Raw genomic sequence first — 17,610 nt, 5'->3', positions numbered from 1 at the left:
CATCCATGCACGGGAGGACCGGCGGTGCTTAGCGCGACGCAACCCGCGCGCTCGGCGGACCTCGTCGTCTTCAACGGCAAGATCGCAACTCAGGACGACCAGCGCTCGTTCGTCAGCGCGCTTGCCGTGAAAGACGGGCGCATCGTCGCGACCGGCGACGATCGCGACATGCTGCGCCATGCGCACGACGCGACGCTGTGCATCGACCTGAACGGCCGCACCGCGATTCCGGGGCTGATAGACGCGCACCTGCAGGCGATACGCGGCGCCATGGACTTCAACCTCGAGCTGCGCTGGGACGGCGTGCCGTCGCTCGCCGAAGCACTCGACCTGCTGGGCCGGCAGGTGCGGCGTACGCCCGCGCCGCAGTGGGCGCGCGTGGCGGGCGGCTGGACCGCGTTGCAGTTCGCGGAAAAGCGCGGCCCGACGGCCGCCGAGCTGAACGCGATCGCGCCCGATACGCCGGTGTTCGTCCAGCATCTGTCCGACACCGCGTGGCTGAATGCGGCCGCGTTGCGCGCGCTCGGCTACGGCCGCGACACGCCGGACCCGCCGGGCGGCGAACTGCGGCGCGACCGTCATGGGCGGCCAACCGGCCTGCTCCTTGCGCGTACGGATCCGGCGGTGCTCTCAGCGGCGCTGGCGCGCGCGCCGACGCTCGACGCTGCCGACCGGCTCAACTCGACGCGGCATTTCATGCATGCACTGAACCGCGTCGGCGTGACGAGCGCGATCGACGCCGGCTGCGACGGCCTCGCGTATCCGGACGACTACGCGGCCGTCATGGCGCTTGCGCAGCGCGGCGAGCTGACGCTGCGCATCGCATACAACCTCGGCGCTCGGCACGCCGGCCGCGAACTCGACGACTTCGCGCAGTGGATCGCGCTGACGGCGCCCGGCGACGGCGACGCGTTCCTGCGCGCGAACGGCGCTGGCGAGCGGCTGCTGTTCTCGGCGGTCGATCTCGGCAATTTCCTGGAGCCGCGCGCCGAACTGAGCGCAGCGCTAGAAGCAGGATTGGCGGCCGTCGTGCGCCTGCTGGTGCGTCATCGCTGGCCGTTCCGGATGCATGCGACGTACGACGAATCGATCGGCCGCTTCCTGAACGTGTTCGAAGCCGTGAACCGCGAGCTGCCGTTCGGCGGACTGCGCTGGTGCTTCGACCGGTGCGAGACCATTTCGGATGCGAACATCGCGCGCGTCGCGGCGCTCGGCGGCGGCGTGACCGTTCAGCCGCGCATGGCGTTCCAGGGCGAGGCGTTCATCGCGCGCCACGGCGCCGCTGCGGCTACTCGCGCGCCGCCGATCCGCGCGATGCTCGCGGCCGGGCTGCCGGTCGGCGTGGGCTCCGGCGCGATGGGCGCGGGCAGCTACAACCCTTTCGTCGCGCTGTACTGGATGGTGTCGGGCCGCAGCGTCGGCGGCACCGCGCTGTATCCGGCGCGCAACCGGCTCGGCCGGATGGAGGCGCTGCGCCGCTACACGGTCGGCAGTGCGTGGTTTTCAGCGGACGAACACCGCAAGGGCGCGCTCGTGCCCGGCCGGTATGCGGACTTCGCGGTGCTGAGCGACGACTACTTCACGATCGACTCGCGGCTGATCCCGCAGTTGTCGTCGGTGCTGACGGTCGTCGACGGCAAGGTCGTGCATGCGGAGCAGGAGTTCTCGCCGCTCGCGCCGCCGCCGTTGCCGCCCGTCAGCCCCGCGTGGTCGCCGGTTGCCGAAACCGGCGGCGTGCGTGCGACCGGCGCCGACGCGCGCGACGGTTCGCGCGCAGCCGGGGCCGCTGCCGCATGCGCGGACGCCGGCAACGATGCATGCCGCGCGCGCGGCCGCGAGCGCCGCTTCGCGCGGCTGCGCTACCCGACGGCGAGTGCGGCGACAGACGGTTGCGCTGCATTCGGTCGCCGCTGCATCGCGTGCTAGCCGGTGTGCGGCGGCGCCAGATGCTGCGCAGTAGCGGCTGCGCACCGAATTGAACGATTTTCCGCCCCGTTCGCGGGGCATGAAGGAGACACGATGAATGCTGCGCACCCGCGCGCTCCGGCCAGCCGCGATGAAGTGGCCGGCGTTCGCATTCCGCGCACGGCCGTTGCGGTCGAAGCGGCCGACGCCGCCCGCGCGTCGTTGCCGGCCGCGCTCGCCGATCATGCGGGCCGCGTGTTCGTGTTCGCATCGCTCGCCGCGCGGCGTGCGGGCGACGCGTGCGATGCCGACGCGCTGTACGTTGCCGCGATGTACGCGAACATGGGGCTCAGTCACGCGTACTGCCGCTCCACCGAACGCTACGAACTCGACGGCGCGGATGCCGCGCACGCGCTGCTCGTGCGGCATCGCCGGTCGCGTCGCATGCGCGACGACGTATGGCATGCGATCGCGCTGCATACGACGCCGGCGGTGGCCGCACGCGCGTCGCCGCTCGCTCGCGCACTCGCTTGCGCGGTATCGACCGATTTGATGGCGACCGATTTCGACGCGTATACGGCCGACGAACGCGCCGCGCTGCTGGCCGCTTACCCGCGCGGCAGCGGTTTTCGCGAAACGTTCCTCGCGACGGTCGCGCGCGGCGTCGAGCATCGGCCGTTGTCGACGTTCGGCACGTGGAGCGCCGACGTGCTCGAACGCGCGGATCCGGATTTTCATCGGCCGAATTTCTGCGGGCGCGTGCTCGGCGCGCGGTGGACGGACGCATGATTGCGCCGCACATGCGCTCGGCACGCGGCCGTGGGACCGCCGGCGCGGCCACCGGCACGGCCCGCGGCGTCGCGCCGCGGCGCCGCACATGCCGCGCGTGGTGCGGTGCGGGCGCCGCTCACGCGTGCGCTTGCGCCGCGTCGTGCCGCGCATAGTCGACGTAGCCCGCGCGATCGCCGCCATACCAGCCGACGGACTTCGGCTCCGCCAGCGGCGCGCGGATCGCGATGCGCTCCACGAGGTCCGGGTTCGCGATGTACGCACGCGCGAACGCGACGAGATCGGCGTCGCCTGCATCGATCAGCGCGTTCGCCGCATCCGGCGAGATGCCGCCATTGACGATCAGCGTGCCGTGAAACGACCGGCGCGCGTGCTCGACGATGCACGGCAGATCGGGTTCGCCGCTCCAGCCGTTGGTGTCGGCCGCGTGCAGATACGCGACGCCTGCTTCGTCGAGCATCCGCCCGACGTACGCATACGTTGCATCCGGATCGGCATCGCGCACGTTGTTGTACTTCGCGTACGGCGAAATCCGCACGCCGACTCGCGCGAGCGGCATCACGCCGCCGACCGCATCGACGATTTCTTCGAGAAAGCGCGCGCGGTTCGCGACCGAGCCGCCGTAGCGATCGTCGCGGCGGTTCAGCGTCGACGACAGGAACTGATGCGGCAGGTAGCCGTTGGCCGCATGGATCTCGACGCCGTCGAAACCCGCGGCCATCGCGCGCTCGGCCGCGCGGCGGAATTCGTCGACGGTCGCGGCGACTTCATCGGTCGTCATCGCACGCGACGGCGTCGCGTGAATCTTCGTGTAATAGCCGTTCTGCAGTTGCGCCCACACCTGCAACTGTTCGAGATCGTCGTTCACGCCGGACGGCGACAGCGGTGCCGCGCCGCCGAGCAGCGTCAGCGAGCTGACGCGGCCGCCATGCCAAAGCTGCGCGAAGATGCGTCCGCCGTTCGCGTGGACGGCGTCGGTGATGCGCTTCCAGCCGGCGGCCTGCGCGTCGTCGACGAGCCCGGGCGTCAGCTCGAATGCGGCGGACGCCGGGCTGACGTTGGTCGCCTCGGTGACGATCAGGCCGGCCGACGCGCGCTGCGCGTAGTACTCGGCCATCAGTTCGGTGGGCAGCCCGCGCGACGGTGCGCGCGAGCGCGTCATCGGCCCCATCACGACGCGGTTCGGTAGCGCGAGGCCGCGCAGATCGTATGCACTGAGCAGGGAAGACATGGTGAACTCCTTTCATTGGCGTGGAGCGGGGCGGCGATGCGCGCCGCAAACGAATCGGTTCGACGGACGCATCGGTCAGCCGAGCGCGTGACGGCGTGCGTGCGGCCGCCCGATCAGCAGGTAATGGGCGAGCGCGACGACCGGGAACGCACCGGCCACTGCCGCGACGAGCGGCCAGCCGCCATGCTCGTACAGCGGGCTCGCGAGCGCGGAGCCGACGGCGCCGCCGACGAAGATGCTGGTCATGTACAGCGCGTTGAGCCGGTTGCGGCTCGCCGCATGCAGCGCGTAGATTTCCCGCTGGCCGAGCACCATGTTCATCTGCACCGCGAAGTCGAGCACGATCCCGGTGACGACGAGCCCGTACAGCCCGGCGCCGTGCACGAACCCCACCGCATACGACAACGCGCCGGCGACGAGCGCGATCAGCGTCGCGCGCACCGTATGGCCGGCGTCGGCGAGCCGTCCGGCCACCGGCGCCGAGGTCGCGCCGATCGCACCGACCAGCGCGAACAGGCCGATCGCCGACTGCGACAACCCGTAGTGACGCGTGAGCTCGACCGGCACGGCGGTCCAGAACAGGCTGAACGACGCGAACATCAGGCCCTGGTAGAGCGCGCGGTGGCGCAATACCGGCATCGTGCGCACGAGGTGCAGCAGCGAGCCGATCAGTTCGGTATAGGTCGCGCGATGGTCGGGCTGGCGCGACGGAATCGTCAGCGCGAGCAAAGCCGTCACGATCGTCATCAGCACCGCGGCGGCCGCGAACACGAAGCGCCAGCCGAACGCGTCGGCCACGACGCTCGACAGCGGGCGCGCAAGCAGGATGCCAAGCAGCAGCCCGCTCATGATCGTGCCGACGACGCGGCCGCGCGAATGATCGGGGGCGAGGTGCGCGGCGAGCGGCACGAGGATCTGAACGGCCACCGAACTGAAGCCGATCAGCAGCGAAATCGCGAGAAAGAGCCCGGGCGTGCGCACGAGCGCCGCAGCCGCGAGGCTTGCGATCGACACGACGGCCGTGACGATCATCAGCTTGCGGTTTTCGAGCAGATCGCCGAGCGGCACGATGAAGAACAGGCCGAACGCGTAGCCGATCTGCGTCAACGACACGATCAGGCTTGCCGTGCCGCCGGACATGTGCAGGCCGGGCGCGATGAGTTCGGTGATCGGCTGCGCGTAGTACAGGTTCGCGACGATCGCGCCGCAGCTGAAGGCAAACAGCAGGATCAGCCCCTGCGTGAGTTGGGTGCCGTGCGCGGGCGGCGCGAGCGGCGTGGAATCTGCTGACATGGTCGGCTCCTGGAGAAGAGGGGGGCGCGCACCGTGTCGCCGCGCCGGCATGGGGTCCGTCCGGCCGCGATACGGTGCACCGCGTTGCCGTCAATACTATTGATCAATCGATAAAGCCGGAAGCGAGCCGCCGCGCAATCGAGCATTGCGCGGCACGCAAAGGTGCCGCGCGCGCGTTCAGCCACGCTTGCCCTGCAACGTCGGGATCTGCTCGAACAGGCCCGAGAGCCAGTCGACGAACACCTTCAGCTTGACGGGTACGTGCCGGTTCGGCGGATAGAGCACGGAGATCGGCCGCGGGGGTGCATTGAAGTCGGTCAGCACTTCGCGCAGCCGGCCCGATTTCAAGTAGGGCTCGACCAGGTACAGCGACGTCTTGATCATGCCGATCCCGGCGACGCCGCACTCGATGTAGTTGTCCGCATCGTTGACGGCGACCGTGCCGCACATCTGCACGATGCGCGGCTCGCCGTCGACGACGTAATCCCACACGCGCGGGCGCCCGGTATCGGCCGAGATGTGGCTGACGCCGACGTGCTGCGCGAGATCGTCGACCGTCTGCGGCTCGCCGAACCGCGCGAAATACGCGGGCGACCCGCACGTGCACGTGGTCAGGCTGCCGATCCGCTTCGCGATCATTCCGGAGTCGTCGAGCGCGCCGATGCGCACCACGCAATCGACGCCTTCGCCGACGAGATCGATCTGCCGGTCGGTTACGCCGAGTTCGATCATGATTCCCGGATGGGCGTCGAGAAACGCAGGCAGCGCCGGCACGACGACCTGCTTCGCCATCGCCGGCGGCAGGTTCACCTTCAGCCGCCCGCGCGGCACGTTGCGGGCCTGCGACACCGATGCCTCCATGTCGTCGATCTCGCGCAGCACCGCGACGGAGCGTTCGTAGTACGCCTGGCCGTCTTCGGTCAGCGAGATGCGGCGCGTCGTGCGGTTCAGCAGCCGGCAGCCGAGGTGCTGTTCGAGCGCGCTCAGCAGCGCGGACACGCGCGGCGTCGTGAGGCCGGTGGTGTCGGACGCGCGCGTAAAGCTGCCGGTTTCGACGATGCGCGTGAACACGCGCATCGAGAGCAAGGTATCCATTGTCGGGGAAGCTCCAGCCTGTCGGGTTGCGGCGCCGGTGCGTGCCGGCGCGCTCTGGTCTGATGGCGAGTATCGACGATCGAAATTCGGGTGTCGAGCAACGGGTTCGACCGAACCGCTATGCGTCGATCCGCTTTCTCAGCGCGTCGCCGGCGAACGGCATTTCCCGCATGCGCTGGCCGGTCGCATCGAAAATCGCGTTGGCCAGCGCACCTGCGGTCGGCCCCATCGACGCCTCGGCCGCGCCGAGAAACGGCGCGCCGGGGCGATTGACCAGGTGGACTTTCACGCTTTGCGGCGCGGCCGAGAAGCGCAGGATCGGATAGCTGCTCCAGTCGAAGCTGCGGATTCGCTCGGTGTCGTACTTCAGCGCCTCGTACAGCGTCCAGCTCGCTGCCTGCACGATGCCGCCTTCGATCTGGTTGCGGATGCCGTCCGGCGACACGACCTGGCCGGCGTCGACGGCGGCTTCCGCGCGCTCGAGCGTCACCTGGCCGGTTTCCGGCACGACCGAGACCTCGACGGCGATCGCGACGTACGCCATCAGGTTCTTGTACTTGCCGAATGCGAAGCCGACGCCGCGATTGCGCGCACGCGGCGGCCGCGGCCAGCCGAAGTGCGTCGCCGCAAGCCGGATCACCTGACGCGCACGATGGTCTTCCATGTGACGCAGCCGGAACTCCACCGGATCGACGCCGGCCGCGTGCGCGAGTTCGTCCATGAAGCTCTCGATCGCCCAGATGTTGGTGTGCGCGCCGAGCGAGCGCATCGCCGACGTCTGCAGCGGCATCGTCGGCGAGAAGTTGTTGACGATGTGCTGGTTCGGCAGCGCATACAGCGGGATCGCGTTGCGGTCGGCGCCGCCTTCCGGTTGCAGCATCGGCGTCGACGGCGCCGGCACGAACGGCGGCTCGAGCATCCGCGCGGGCAGCAGCCGGCCGGCGTTGACGATCCGCTCGTTGTGCGAGCTGCTCCACAGCGCATAGTTCCAGTCGACGATGCGGCCGCTTGCATCGAGCGACGCGCTGATCTCGGTCACCATCGCGGGGGTGAAGTGATCCCACGTGTGTTCCTGTTCGCGCATCCACTGCACGCGAATCGGCTTGCCCGGCATCGCGGCGGCGATCAGCGCCGCATGCGCGGCCGCATCGTCGGCGCCGTTGTGTCCGTAGCAGCCGGATCCTTCGGTATGAATGCAGCGGATGCTCGCCTTCGGCATCGACAGCATCTCGGCAAGCGCGTCGCGCAGCGGGTAGACGCCCTGCGAGTGCGTCCACACGGTCATCGTCCCGTTCTCGAGATGCGCGACCGCACACGACGGTCCGATCGACCCGTGCAGCAGATAGTTCTTCAGGAACGTCGCGTTCAGCGTCTTCGCGGCCGGCGCGGTGGCCGCGTGCGTGTTCGCGATCTCGATGCGCTGCGTCGCGATCCGCTTCAGGTCCGCATGCACGGTGCCGCGATCGGGCAGCTTGCGGCCCGGCGACCAGCGGCAGCCGGCGGCGAGCGCGCGCTGCGCGACCACCGCCTGCCATTCGCCCTGTGCGACTACCGCGAGCATGCTGCCATTGCGCACGATCCGCACGACGCCCGGCAGCTTCAGGATCGCGGCCTCGTCGAACGACAGCAGCTTCGCTTCGTACACCGGCGGCATCACGACGCGCGCGTGCAACATGCCGGGCAGCTGCATGTCCTGTACGTAGCTGACGCCGCCCGTCACCTTGTTCGGGATGTCGACGCGCGGCAGCGACGTGCCGATCACGGCGAACGTCGCCGGGTTCTTCAGCGGCGACGTCGGCGTCGCATTGCGGTGCAGATCGACGGTGCGGATCGCGTCGCCGTAGGTCATCGTGCGGCCGTCGGGCGCCTTGATCACCGCGTCCGCGGTCGTCAGCTTGCCCGGATCGACGCCGAAGCGTTTCGCCGCGCCTTCCACGAGCAACGCACGCACCTGCGCGGCCGCGTTCAGCAGCGCGGAGCCGCTGTCGGCCATCGTGTGGCTGCCGGCGGTCAGGCCTTCGTCGGGCGATGCGCCGGTGTCGGCCGTCAGGAACGTGATCAGCGACGGCTTCATGTCGAGCTCTTCGGCGGCCACCTGAAGCAGCGCGGTGCGCACGCCGGTGCCGAGCTCGACCTTGCCGGTAAACACGGTGACCTTGCCGTCGGGCGCGATCTTGATCCACGCGTCGAGCAGCGGATTCGTCTTCAGGCTGCCGGCGAGCGCCTGCGTGGCTTTCGCGACGTGGACGGCGGCCCCTTCGTCGGCGATCACGAGCTGCGCGGCCGCGCGCGCGGCGGGCGCGAGCGTGAACGCGACGAACAGCGCGCCGGAGACGATGAAGTGCCGGCGGCTTTCGTCGATGTCGTCGTGAGCATTCATCACAGTGCCTTGCTGATCGTGACGGGAGCGGAAGCGGGTTCCGGCGCGGGCAGCCCGGCGACCGAGCGCACGGCCGCGAGTATCCGCATGTGCGTGCCGCAACGGCACAGGTTGGGTTCCATGTGCGTGCGCAACTCCTGCTCGGTCGGTTTCGGATTGCGTTCGAGCAATGCCTGCGCGCGCATGATCATCCCGGCGATGCAGTAACCGCACTGTGCGGCCTGGTGCTCGATGAACGCACGCTGCAGCGGGCCGGGATGCTCGGCGGTTCCGAGGCTCTCGATAGTGCGCACGCTGCGCGAACCGACCGCGGCTACCGGCATCAGGCACGAGAACGCCGGCTTGCCGTCGACGATCACGGTGCAGGCGCCGCATTGTCCGAGGCCGCAGCCGAACTTCGCGCCATGCAGATGCAGGTCGTTGCGCAGCGCGTACAGCAGCGGCGTGGACGGATCGATGTCCAGCGCGTGCCGCACGCCATTGACGGTGAGGGTGATCATCGTGCTGAGTCCTCTTTTCTGAGCTTCGCGGCCAGCGCTTCGGCGCCCGGCCATGCGGGACGATCGGTGTAGGTCTCGCGAACGTACGCGGCGAGATCGGCGATCTGCGCGTCGTCGTACTGATCGATGAACGACGGCATGTAGTTCAGCGTGTCCTCGCCGTGCCAGCCGATGCCGTTGAACATCATCTGGATCGCGTTGCGCGGCGTATCGGCGTTGACCGCCGTGCTGAACGCGAGCGTCGGCCGCTCGCCGATCGACTGCATCGGCGCGGCCGGCCCGTGGCACTGCGCGCACGACGCCTGGAACAGCACCGCGCCGCGTTGCGCGGCCGGCGTCGTCGCGGCGCGTTCGACCGGATGCAAGACCGCACGCGCGTTCGCCGGCTTCTGGATCGACAGGATGTACGCGGCGATCGCCTCGACGTCGTCGGCCGGCACCGTCGCGAGGTCGCGCGTGACGGGCAGCATCGGCCCGGCCGCCGCGCCGTGCTCGCTCGCGCGGCCGGTGCGCAGATACGTGACGAGTTGCGCCTGCGTCCAGGGCCGCGCAGCCTGCGCGAGCGTATTGAGCGGCGGCGCTTCCCAGCCGTCGACGATCCCGCCGTCGAATGCGCGGCCGCGTTGCTCGCCGCCGATCGCATTGAGCGGCGAGTGGCACGACGCGCAGTGGCCGAGCCCGTCGACGAGCATTTTTCCGCGGTTCCATTGCGCGGACTGCGCGGGATCCGGCTGATATGCGCCTTCGCGGAGGAACAGCACGTTCCAGAACGCCACCAGCGGCCGGAAGTTCAGCGGAAACACCAGGTCGTTGGCGGGCGTCGTCGCGCGCACCGGCGTGCGCGTCATCAGATACGCATAGGCGGCGGCGATGTCGTCGTCCGACATTCGCGTGAAGTGAATGTACGGAAACGCCGGGTAGAGCGGCTGGCCATTGCGCCCGATGCCGGTGCGCAGCGCACGCGCGAATGCGTCGCGCGACCAGCGGCCGATGCCGGTGTCCGGATCCGGCGTGATGTTCGTTGCATAGATCGTGCCGAACGGCGTCGCGAGCGGCAGGCCGCCCGCGAACGGCTTGCCGTCCTTCGCGGTGTGGCACACGACGCAGTCGCCGAGCGCGACGACGCGCGCGCCGGCACGCACCAGCTGCGGGTCGAACGATGCGGCGGCCGGCGGATCGATCGGCGCGATCGATGGACGGACCGCGATGGCGATCGCAACTGCGAGGCCCGCGAGCGCGATGCCCGCCGCGCCGAACCAGAGTCGTTTGTGCTTCATGCGCGCTCCACGCGAAACGGTGCACCGCACGTTGCACGATGCGCGTATCGGCCATCGTGCGTGGGCCGGGCCGGCCGCGAACGCGTTGCAGCGCGGGGGGGATTGGCAACAGGGGTCAAGTCGTCGCTCCGACAATCGAAATGGCGCACAGGCACGGGGCCTGTACGCTCGCTCATGCAACCAGTCTACGCAGACGTCGGCATCCTTTCCTGAAACGGGGCTGAAACGTTCTGAACGGCGTCCGGCCCGGGGTCCGGTCGGGCGCGGCACGCATGCGCTAGATCCGCAGCAGCCGGCCCGCGTTGCCGCCGAGCACCATTGCGCGCTGATCGGCCGGAAGGTTCAGCCGGTCGAGAAAGCGCACCGGTTGCTCGTAGCCCATGTCGAAGCAATAGTCGCTGCCGAGCACGAGGCGGTCGATGCCCACGTTCTCGATCAGGAAGTTGAGCACCGGCGCCGAGTGGGACACCGTGTCGTAGCTGAAGCGCCGCAGATAGCTGCTCGGCTTTTGCGCGAGCCGGCGCGTTTCCGGCCGCACGGTCCAGCCTGCGTCCAGGCGGCCGGCGAGGATCGGCAGCGCGCCGCCGGCATGCGGCAGCGTGAAGTGCAGCGCCGGGTGACGATCGAGCACGCCGCCGAGGATCAGATGCGAACCGGCGATCGCCGTATCGAACGGGTTGCCGAGCAGGTTGCTGAGATAGAAATCCCCGAGGCGCGCACCGCCGACGGTTTGCTGCGGATGCAGGAACACCGGCAGCCCGAGCTGCTCGATGCGCGCGAACACCGGCGCGAACCGCGGATCGTCGAGGTCGCGGTTGTCGATGTTGGTGCCCATGTACACGCCGCGCACGCCCGGCAGCGCCGCCGCGTGCTCGAGCTCGTCGATCGCGTCGGTCGCATCGAGCATCGGCAGCGTCGCAAGTACGACGAAGCGGGCCGGATGCCGCTGATGCACGCGCGACGCGGAGGTATTCCAGGCGCGCGCCAGTTTCGCGTTGAACGGCCGGTCGCCCCAGTACGCCATCGGCACGCTCAGCGACAGTGCCTGCACGTCGACGCCGGAAGCGTCCATGTCGGCGAGCCGCGCATCGACGTCGATGAATTTCATCGGCAGCGGCCCGAGGCCGCCGGCCGGCGTGCGGAACGTGAATGTCGTGTCGTCGCACGCGAATGCGCCGCCGAACCGCTTGCCTTCGCCACCGACGAGATTGCAGAAGCTTTCGGGGTAATAGTGCGCGTGGATGTCGATCGAGCGCGGGCGGCCGGCCGACGCAGCCGAAGCGGACGAGCCGGAGGCCCGTTCCACGGCCGCCGCCGGGCGTCCCGCAACGGCGGCGCCGGCGAGTGCGGCGAATGCGCCGAGCACACGGCGCCGCCCGTTTGACATGCAGCAGAAACAGGTCATCGGATCGTCTCCAGGTCGTGATTGTCGTGTTGGCGCGCGCCGTGGCGCGGCAGGATGCCGAGCTCGCATTCGACGAGCTGCGTGTCGAACAGCGCGCGCTCGCGTCGCGCGCGGGCCGAGCCGTCGGTGACCGACACCGCGACGATCGCGACGAATGCCGCAGCCATCGAGAACAGCGCCGGATATTCGTACGGATAGGGCGCCTGCGCATGGCCGAGCACCTGCACCCATACGGTCGGGCTCAGCACGGTGAGCGCGACCGCGGTGACGAGGCCGACCGTGCCGCCGATCACCGCGCCACGCGTCGTCAGGCCGCGCCAGTAGATCGAGAGCAGCAGCACCGGGAAGTTCGAGCTGGCCGCGATCGAGAATGTCAGGCTGACGATGAACGCGATGTTCTGCTTCTCGAACGCGATGCCGAGTACGATCGCGAGCACGCCGAGCACCAGCGTCGTCGCGCGTGCGACGCGCATTTCGTCGCGGTCGGTCGCACGGCCGCGGCGCAGCACGTTCGCGTAGAGGTCGTGCGAGATCGCGGACGAGCCGGCGAGCGTGAGCCCGGCGACCACGGCGAGAATCGTCGAGAACGCGACCGCGCAGATGAACCCCAGAAACAGGTTGCCGCCCACCGCGTGCGCGAGGTGGATCGCGACCATGTTCGCGCCGCCGGCGACCGCCCCCGATGCATCGCGATACCGCGGGTCCGCCGCGACGAGTGCGATCGTGCCGAAGCCGATCACGATGATCAGCGCATAGCCGGCGCCGACGATCCCCGTTGCGTGAAGGATGCTCTTGCGCGCTGCGCCCACGTCGCGGACCGTGAAGAAGCGCATCAGGATATGCGGCAGGCCGGCCGTGCCGAAGATCAGCGCGAGCCCGAGCGACACCGCGGACACCGGGTCGGACACGAGGCCGCCCGGCCGCATGATCGCCGCGTGCTTCGGATGGACGAGCAGTGCCTGCGCGAACAGCGCGTCGAGGCTGAAGCCGAAGCGGCTCAGCACCATGAGCGCCATGAATGCCGCGCCGGCAAGCAGCAGCACCGCCTTGACGATCTGGATCCACGTGGTCGCCAGCATGCCGCCGAAGAACACGTAGATCACCATCAGCACGCCGACGATGACCACCGCGACCGTGTAGTTCAGCCCGAACAGCAGCTCCACGAGCTTGCCTGCACCGACCATCTGCGACACCAGGTAGAGCAGCACGATCACGATCGAGCTCGACGCCGCGAACGCGCGGATCGGCCGTTGCTGCAGCCGGTAAGACACGACGTCGGCGAACGTGTACTTGCCGAGATTGCGCAACGGCTCCGCGATCAGGAACAGGATGATCGGCCAGCTCGCGAGAAAGCCGACCGAATAGATCAACCCGTCGTAACCGCTCGTGAACACGAGCGCCGAGATGCCGAGCAGCGATGCGGCCGACATGTAGTCGCCCGCGATCGCCCAGCCGTTCTGGAACGCGGTGATGCGGCCGCCGGCCGCGTAATGATCGGCGACGCTGTGGTTCTGGCGGGCCGCCCAGCGCGTGATGACGAGCGTCGACGCGACGAACAGCATGAACATGCCGATGGCGACCGGATTGTGCGCGTGCGCGAGCGGCGCGGCGCCGGCCGCCCACGCCGGCGCCGCGGCGGCCGTGGCTGCAGCCGCAGCGAGGATGACGGCGACGATGCGCTTCATTGGCCGCCTCCGTCGCGAAGCGAGGCGACACGCGCGTCGTGCACCGAATTCGCGCGCCATACGTACAGCGCGACGAGCGCGAACGTCGCGACGAACATGCCGAAGCCGGCCGGAATCCCCCACGTGGTCGCGCGGCCCGGCGCGATCGGCCGGCCGAGCCATGCCGGCGCGAACGCCAGCGACAGGATGAACGCGAAATAGAGCGCGAGCATCACGGCGGTCAGCGACCACGCGAATCGCCTCCTGCGTTTGACGAGGTCGCGCAGGCGCGGATCGCGCAGCAGCGGATGCGGGGCAGCGGCGGGCACATCGGGGGCGGGCGCGTGGCCGGGGGCGGCCGGAATCGAGCGGTTCACGGTGTCTCCTTGTCGGTATTGGGCAGGGCGCGATGCGGCGGGCGCCGCACGTCGTGCGAGCGCGCGCCAGCGTTCAGAATCGGGGTGGCACGGCGGTTTCACGCATCACGACTTCCGGCGTCCGGTAGCGCTCGGCCATCGCGCGTTCGGTGTCGTCCTTCAGTTGCGCCTGCATGTATGCGCCGAGATGGCGTGCGTGCTGCACGATCGCCGCGCCGAATGCGGTGCGCGCGTCGCTGTATGCGTGCAGCGCGTCGAACGTATCGGCGTGCGCGGCCAGCGCGCCGACGAGCGCCATCGCGTCGCCGGCCGCCTTCGTGACGCCCATCCCGCAATGCGGCCGTGCGACGAACGCGGCGTCGCCGAGCAGCGCGACGCGGCCGAACGCCATGCGCGGCACTTCGAGGTCGTAGATCGGCTGGAACAGCGGCTGCGCGGCGCGCGACACGACTTCCGCGAACTGCGGCGCGAGCAATGCATGCGCGGCGTCCTCCAGGTCGTCCAGCACGTCGCGGCGGATCAGCGTCGGCGGAATGCCGGCCGGCCACAGCTTGCCGGTCGCATCGGTGAGCAGGTTCGGCAGGTCGGTGTCCTCGCGGGTCGCGCGATACCAGACGAAGTTGTAGCGGCGCTCGCCGGGCTGCGTGCTGTTGTGCTGGCCCGCGACCGGGTAACCGAGGATCTGCTCGTGCGGCGGCAGGCCGAACGCGAACTTGCCGAACAGCGCCGCATGCGTGCGATCGGACAGCTCGCGCTCGTCGACGAGGCCGCGCCACGCGACATAGCCCGCGTACTGCAGGCGTGCGTCCGGCAGCAATCGTTCGCGGATCGCCGAACGGAAGCCGTCTGCCGCGACGACCAGATCGGCGTGCACGACGGAGCCGTCGGCCAGCGTGAGCGTCGCGCGCTCGGGGCCGTCCGCGACGTCGGCGACGACCGCCCCCGCGTGATGGTGCTGGTCCGACAGCGCGGCGCGCAGCACGTGATACATCTTGCTCCATGCGGTGAGCGTCTGCGGCAATGGCCGCTCGGACGCGAGCGAGCCGTCCTGCGCGAGCGTCACGCGCGATTCGACGTTCACGCCGATCGATGCGTCGATGCGCACGCCGGCCGCGCGCAGCACGTCGAACAGCTCCGGGTGCGTGACGATGCCGGCGCCGCGGCCGGACAGCGCATCGGGCACGCGTTCGAACACGTCCACGTCCCAGCCGTTGCGCAGCAGCAGGTTCGCGGCGAACAGGCCGCCCAGCGAGCCGCCGACGATGGCGGCCTTGCGATTCTTCGAGAGGGTGTTCATGTCACGCTCCATTGGCAGTGGCGGCCGTACGCGGCATCTCGAGGCCGGCGACCTCGGCGGCCGGGTAGTTCAGTTCGATCGTCACGCCCGATGGATCCTCGATGAAAACCTGATGCAGGCCGAGGCTCGGCACGGTGCGGTCGCGCCATGCGATGCCCTCGGCGCGCAGCGTGCGCCACATCGCCTCGACGCCGGTCGCGAGGAACGCGATGTGGTCGATGGCGCCGGTGCCCGACGGCGGCACGGCCTTGTCGCCGAGATAGGCGGCCAGCCCGTGCGGATCGGCCGGGTCGAGGCCGATCAGGTGGACGGTGCCGTAGTCGGCTTCGTCGTCGCCGGCGTACAGCCACGCACCCGGAAAATCGAACGGCGGGCGGTAGCCGCGCCTGAAACCGAGTACACATTCGTAGAAGCGGCACGACCTTTCGAGATCGGGCGTGCGGATCGAGTAGTGCGCGAGTCGCGAGACAGGCATGGCGGACCTCTTGTTTATCGAAGGATAAGTTATCGTTCGATAAATTCTAGGCGGAAGAACCGCGCGGCGTAAAGCCGGGATCGAGCCGTGTTAACCCTTGGTCCGGAACGGGGGACGAATCACGTAACGTCCGGCGCCGATCGCGTCACGTCGGGATCTCGCCGGCGACGACTTCGTCCTCATAGCACCAGATCCAGCGCTCGCCGAGTTCGATCGACCGGACGAGCCGGTGTCCGGTTGCGCTGAAATGCCGGCTCGCGTGGCGATTGGGCGACGAATCGCAGCAGCCGACGTGTCCGCAGATCAGGCACATTCGCAAATGCACCCAGCGGCTGCCGGATTTCACGCATTCCTCGCAAGTGTCTTCGTCGGTGTGCAGCACGCGTGCATCGTCGAGATGCGTACAGGCATTGGCCATCGTGGGCTCCGGTGCCGGCGCGGGGCTCAATGCTTGCGGCGCGGCCGGTGCGATGCCGCAAGCGGGACGGATAAGCGGCATTGTGCGGCGTCGTGGCGCAGCCGCACCTTAATTGTTGTGAATTCGCGCGTGCAGCGGATGTGCGCGGCGTAGAGTCGCGAGTGCGTCCGGACGCATGGCGTCGGCAGGACCGCATTCGACATCGACATCCTCGGGAGGCGCTCATGGCCGAGTCGCAGCACATCCGGATCGTAGGCCTGCCGCACAGCAAGGACGCGTACGCGATCCGCGATTTCCTGCAGCGGCGCATGGTCGCGTACGACTGGTGCGCGCTGACGTCGGACGCCGACTGCGCACGCGAGCTCGGAATCGCGCCGTTGCGCGACATCCGGCTGCCGGTCGTGATCTTGCCGGACGGTTCGCGCCTGTACCAGCCGACGCTTGCCGAGATCGCCGCGCGCCTTGGCTGGGTCTCCAGGCCGCGCTTCGTCGAATACGACGTGTCGATCTACGGCGCCGGCCCGGCCGGATTGTCGGCGGCCGTCTATGCGGCGTCCGAGGGGCTGCGGGCGGTGGTGATCGAGCGCGGCGCGGTGGGCGGGCAGGCCGGCACGAGCTCGCTGATCGAGAACTACATGGGGTTTCCCGACGGCATTCCGGGCGCGGAACTCGCGGAGCGTGCACGCGAGCAGGCGATGAAGTTCGGCGTCGAACTGCTGACGATGCGCGAGGGCGTGCATGCGACATTCGTCGACGGCAAGATTCGCGTCGAACTCGCCGACGGATCGCTTCTGGTCGCGCGCTCGAACATCTGCGCGACCGGCATCGAATACCGGAGCCTCGGCCTGCCGGAGGAGCCGGCATTTCTGAATGCCGGGCTGTTTTACGGCGCCGGATCGAGCGAAGCGCCGATGTGCGCGGGCGAGCAGGTTTTCATCGTCGGCGGCGGCAATTCCGCCGGGCAGGCGGCGATGAATTTCTCGCGACACGCGCGCGAGGTGACGATGCTGGTGCGCGGCGCATCGCTCGCCGACACGTTGTCGCGCTATCTGATCGACCGGATCGAGCGCACGCCGAACATCACGGTGCGCTATCGGTGCACGGTCAGTGCCCTGTTCGGCGACGGCTGGCTCGACGCGATCGAGTTGCGCTCGGAAGACGGCGCGCGCGAACGCGTTCCGGCCACGCGCCTGTTCGTGTGCATCGGCGGCGCGCCGAATACCGACTGGGCGAAGGACACCGACATCATCCGCAATCCGGGCGGCTACCTCGTGACCGGCAGCGACCTGTACGACTGCCCGGCGTTCGAGCGCGTATGGCCGCTCGAGCGACGCCCGTACTACCTCGAAACGAGCGTGCCGGGATCATTCGCGGCCGGCGACGTCAGGTCGGGCTCGGTCAAGCGCGTCGCGTCCGCGGTCGGCGAAGGCGCGATGGCCGTGACCTTCGTGCACCGGTTTCTCGGCGAGGATGCACCCCGGCTCGCGACAGTCTGACGCGCGCG

The 17,610-nt window shown here is 69.3% G+C and carries 15 protein-coding genes; 3 read left to right on the top strand and 12 right to left on the bottom strand.

The window, feature by feature from the left end; translation table 11 throughout:
- Positions 1–24 precede the first annotated feature (24 nt).
- Complete coding sequence (locus KDW55_RS10420) at positions 25–1,926, top strand: amidohydrolase (RefSeq protein ID WP_212160727.1); 1,902 nt, start codon at positions 25–27, stop codon at positions 1,924–1,926.
- Positions 1,927–2,019: 93 nt separating this feature from the next.
- Positions 2,020–2,694 (top strand): hypothetical protein, encoded by a 675-nt coding sequence (locus KDW55_RS10415; protein ID WP_038572028.1) that lies wholly within the window; start codon positions 2,020–2,022, stop codon positions 2,692–2,694.
- A 118-nt stretch (positions 2,695–2,812) separates the two neighbouring features.
- On the opposite strand, the gene KDW55_RS10410 is transcribed toward KDW55_RS10415, so the two are convergent.
- From KDW55_RS10410 to KDW55_RS10355, 12 genes are all read right to left on the bottom strand, one after another.
- Positions 2,813–3,925 carry an alkene reductase gene (locus KDW55_RS10410; RefSeq protein WP_069242411.1) on the bottom strand — a complete coding sequence of 371 codons (1,113 nt, stop codon included), beginning with the start codon at positions 3,923–3,925 and terminating at the stop codon, positions 2,813–2,815.
- Positions 3,926–4,000: 75 nt separating this feature from the next.
- The gene (locus KDW55_RS10405) at positions 4,001–5,218 is read right to left on the bottom strand and encodes an MFS transporter (RefSeq protein ID WP_212148997.1); all 1,218 of its coding nucleotides are present in this window, start codon (positions 5,216–5,218) and stop codon (positions 4,001–4,003) included.
- 177 nt (positions 5,219–5,395) lie between these two features.
- A complete protein-coding gene (locus KDW55_RS10400; protein ID WP_038572034.1) occupies positions 5,396–6,313 on the bottom strand; it encodes a LysR family transcriptional regulator in 918 nt (305 codons plus the stop codon).
- Positions 6,314–6,431: 118 nt separating this feature from the next.
- Positions 6,432–8,693 carry a molybdopterin cofactor-binding domain-containing protein gene (locus KDW55_RS10395; protein WP_212160729.1) on the bottom strand — a complete coding sequence of 754 codons (2,262 nt, stop codon included), beginning with the start codon at positions 8,691–8,693 and terminating at the stop codon, positions 6,432–6,434.
- Positions 8,693–9,193: a (2Fe-2S)-binding protein gene (locus tag KDW55_RS10390; RefSeq protein ID WP_038572038.1), complete on the bottom strand. Its 501-nt coding sequence runs from the start codon at positions 9,191–9,193 to the stop codon at positions 8,693–8,695. The genes KDW55_RS10395 and KDW55_RS10390 overlap by 1 nt, the downstream gene beginning before the upstream one ends.
- Complete coding sequence (locus KDW55_RS10385; protein ID WP_212160730.1) at positions 9,190–10,470, bottom strand: cytochrome c; 1,281 nt, start codon at positions 10,468–10,470, stop codon at positions 9,190–9,192. Before KDW55_RS10385 ends, KDW55_RS10390 begins: the two co-directional genes overlap by 4 nt.
- A gap of 277 nt (positions 10,471–10,747) precedes the next feature.
- The gene (locus tag KDW55_RS10380; RefSeq protein ID WP_231748490.1) at positions 10,748–11,776 is read right to left on the bottom strand and encodes an amidohydrolase family protein; all 1,029 of its coding nucleotides are present in this window, start codon (positions 11,774–11,776) and stop codon (positions 10,748–10,750) included.
- A 95-nt stretch (positions 11,777–11,871) separates the two neighbouring features.
- Positions 11,872–13,560 carry a cation acetate symporter gene (locus KDW55_RS10375; RefSeq protein ID WP_212160731.1) on the bottom strand — a complete coding sequence of 563 codons (1,689 nt, stop codon included), beginning with the start codon at positions 13,558–13,560 and terminating at the stop codon, positions 11,872–11,874.
- Positions 13,557–13,916 carry a DUF485 domain-containing protein gene (locus KDW55_RS10370; RefSeq protein ID WP_059545086.1) on the bottom strand — a complete coding sequence of 120 codons (360 nt, stop codon included), beginning with the start codon at positions 13,914–13,916 and terminating at the stop codon, positions 13,557–13,559. The genes KDW55_RS10375 and KDW55_RS10370 overlap by 4 nt, the downstream gene beginning before the upstream one ends.
- A 73-nt stretch (positions 13,917–13,989) precedes the next feature.
- Positions 13,990–15,213: an FAD binding domain-containing protein gene (locus KDW55_RS10365; protein ID WP_212197943.1), complete on the bottom strand. Its 1,224-nt coding sequence runs from the start codon at positions 15,211–15,213 to the stop codon at positions 13,990–13,992.
- Between the two features lies 1 nt (position 15,214).
- Complete coding sequence (locus KDW55_RS10360) at positions 15,215–15,688, bottom strand: VOC family protein (RefSeq protein ID WP_212160734.1); 474 nt, start codon at positions 15,686–15,688, stop codon at positions 15,215–15,217.
- Between the two features lie 145 nt (positions 15,689–15,833).
- On the bottom strand, positions 15,834–16,106 hold the full coding sequence (locus KDW55_RS10355; protein ID WP_212160735.1) for a UBP-type zinc finger domain-containing protein: 273 nt from the start codon (positions 16,104–16,106) through the stop codon (positions 15,834–15,836).
- 224 nt (positions 16,107–16,330) lie between these two features.
- On the opposite strand from KDW55_RS10355, the gene KDW55_RS10350 reads away from it, so the two are divergent.
- Entirely contained in the window at positions 16,331–17,602 is a 1,272-nt protein-coding gene (locus KDW55_RS10350; protein WP_038572051.1) for an NAD(P)/FAD-dependent oxidoreductase, read from the top strand.
- Positions 17,603–17,610: the final 8 nt, after the last annotated feature.

Source organism: Burkholderia sp. AU19243, assembly GCF_018148075.1.
Taxonomy (GTDB): Bacteria; Pseudomonadota; Gammaproteobacteria; order Burkholderiales; family Burkholderiaceae; genus Burkholderia; species Burkholderia latens_A.
The sequence above is the reverse complement of the archived record's forward strand: the minus strand, read 5'-3'. Positions and strand labels throughout refer to the sequence as shown.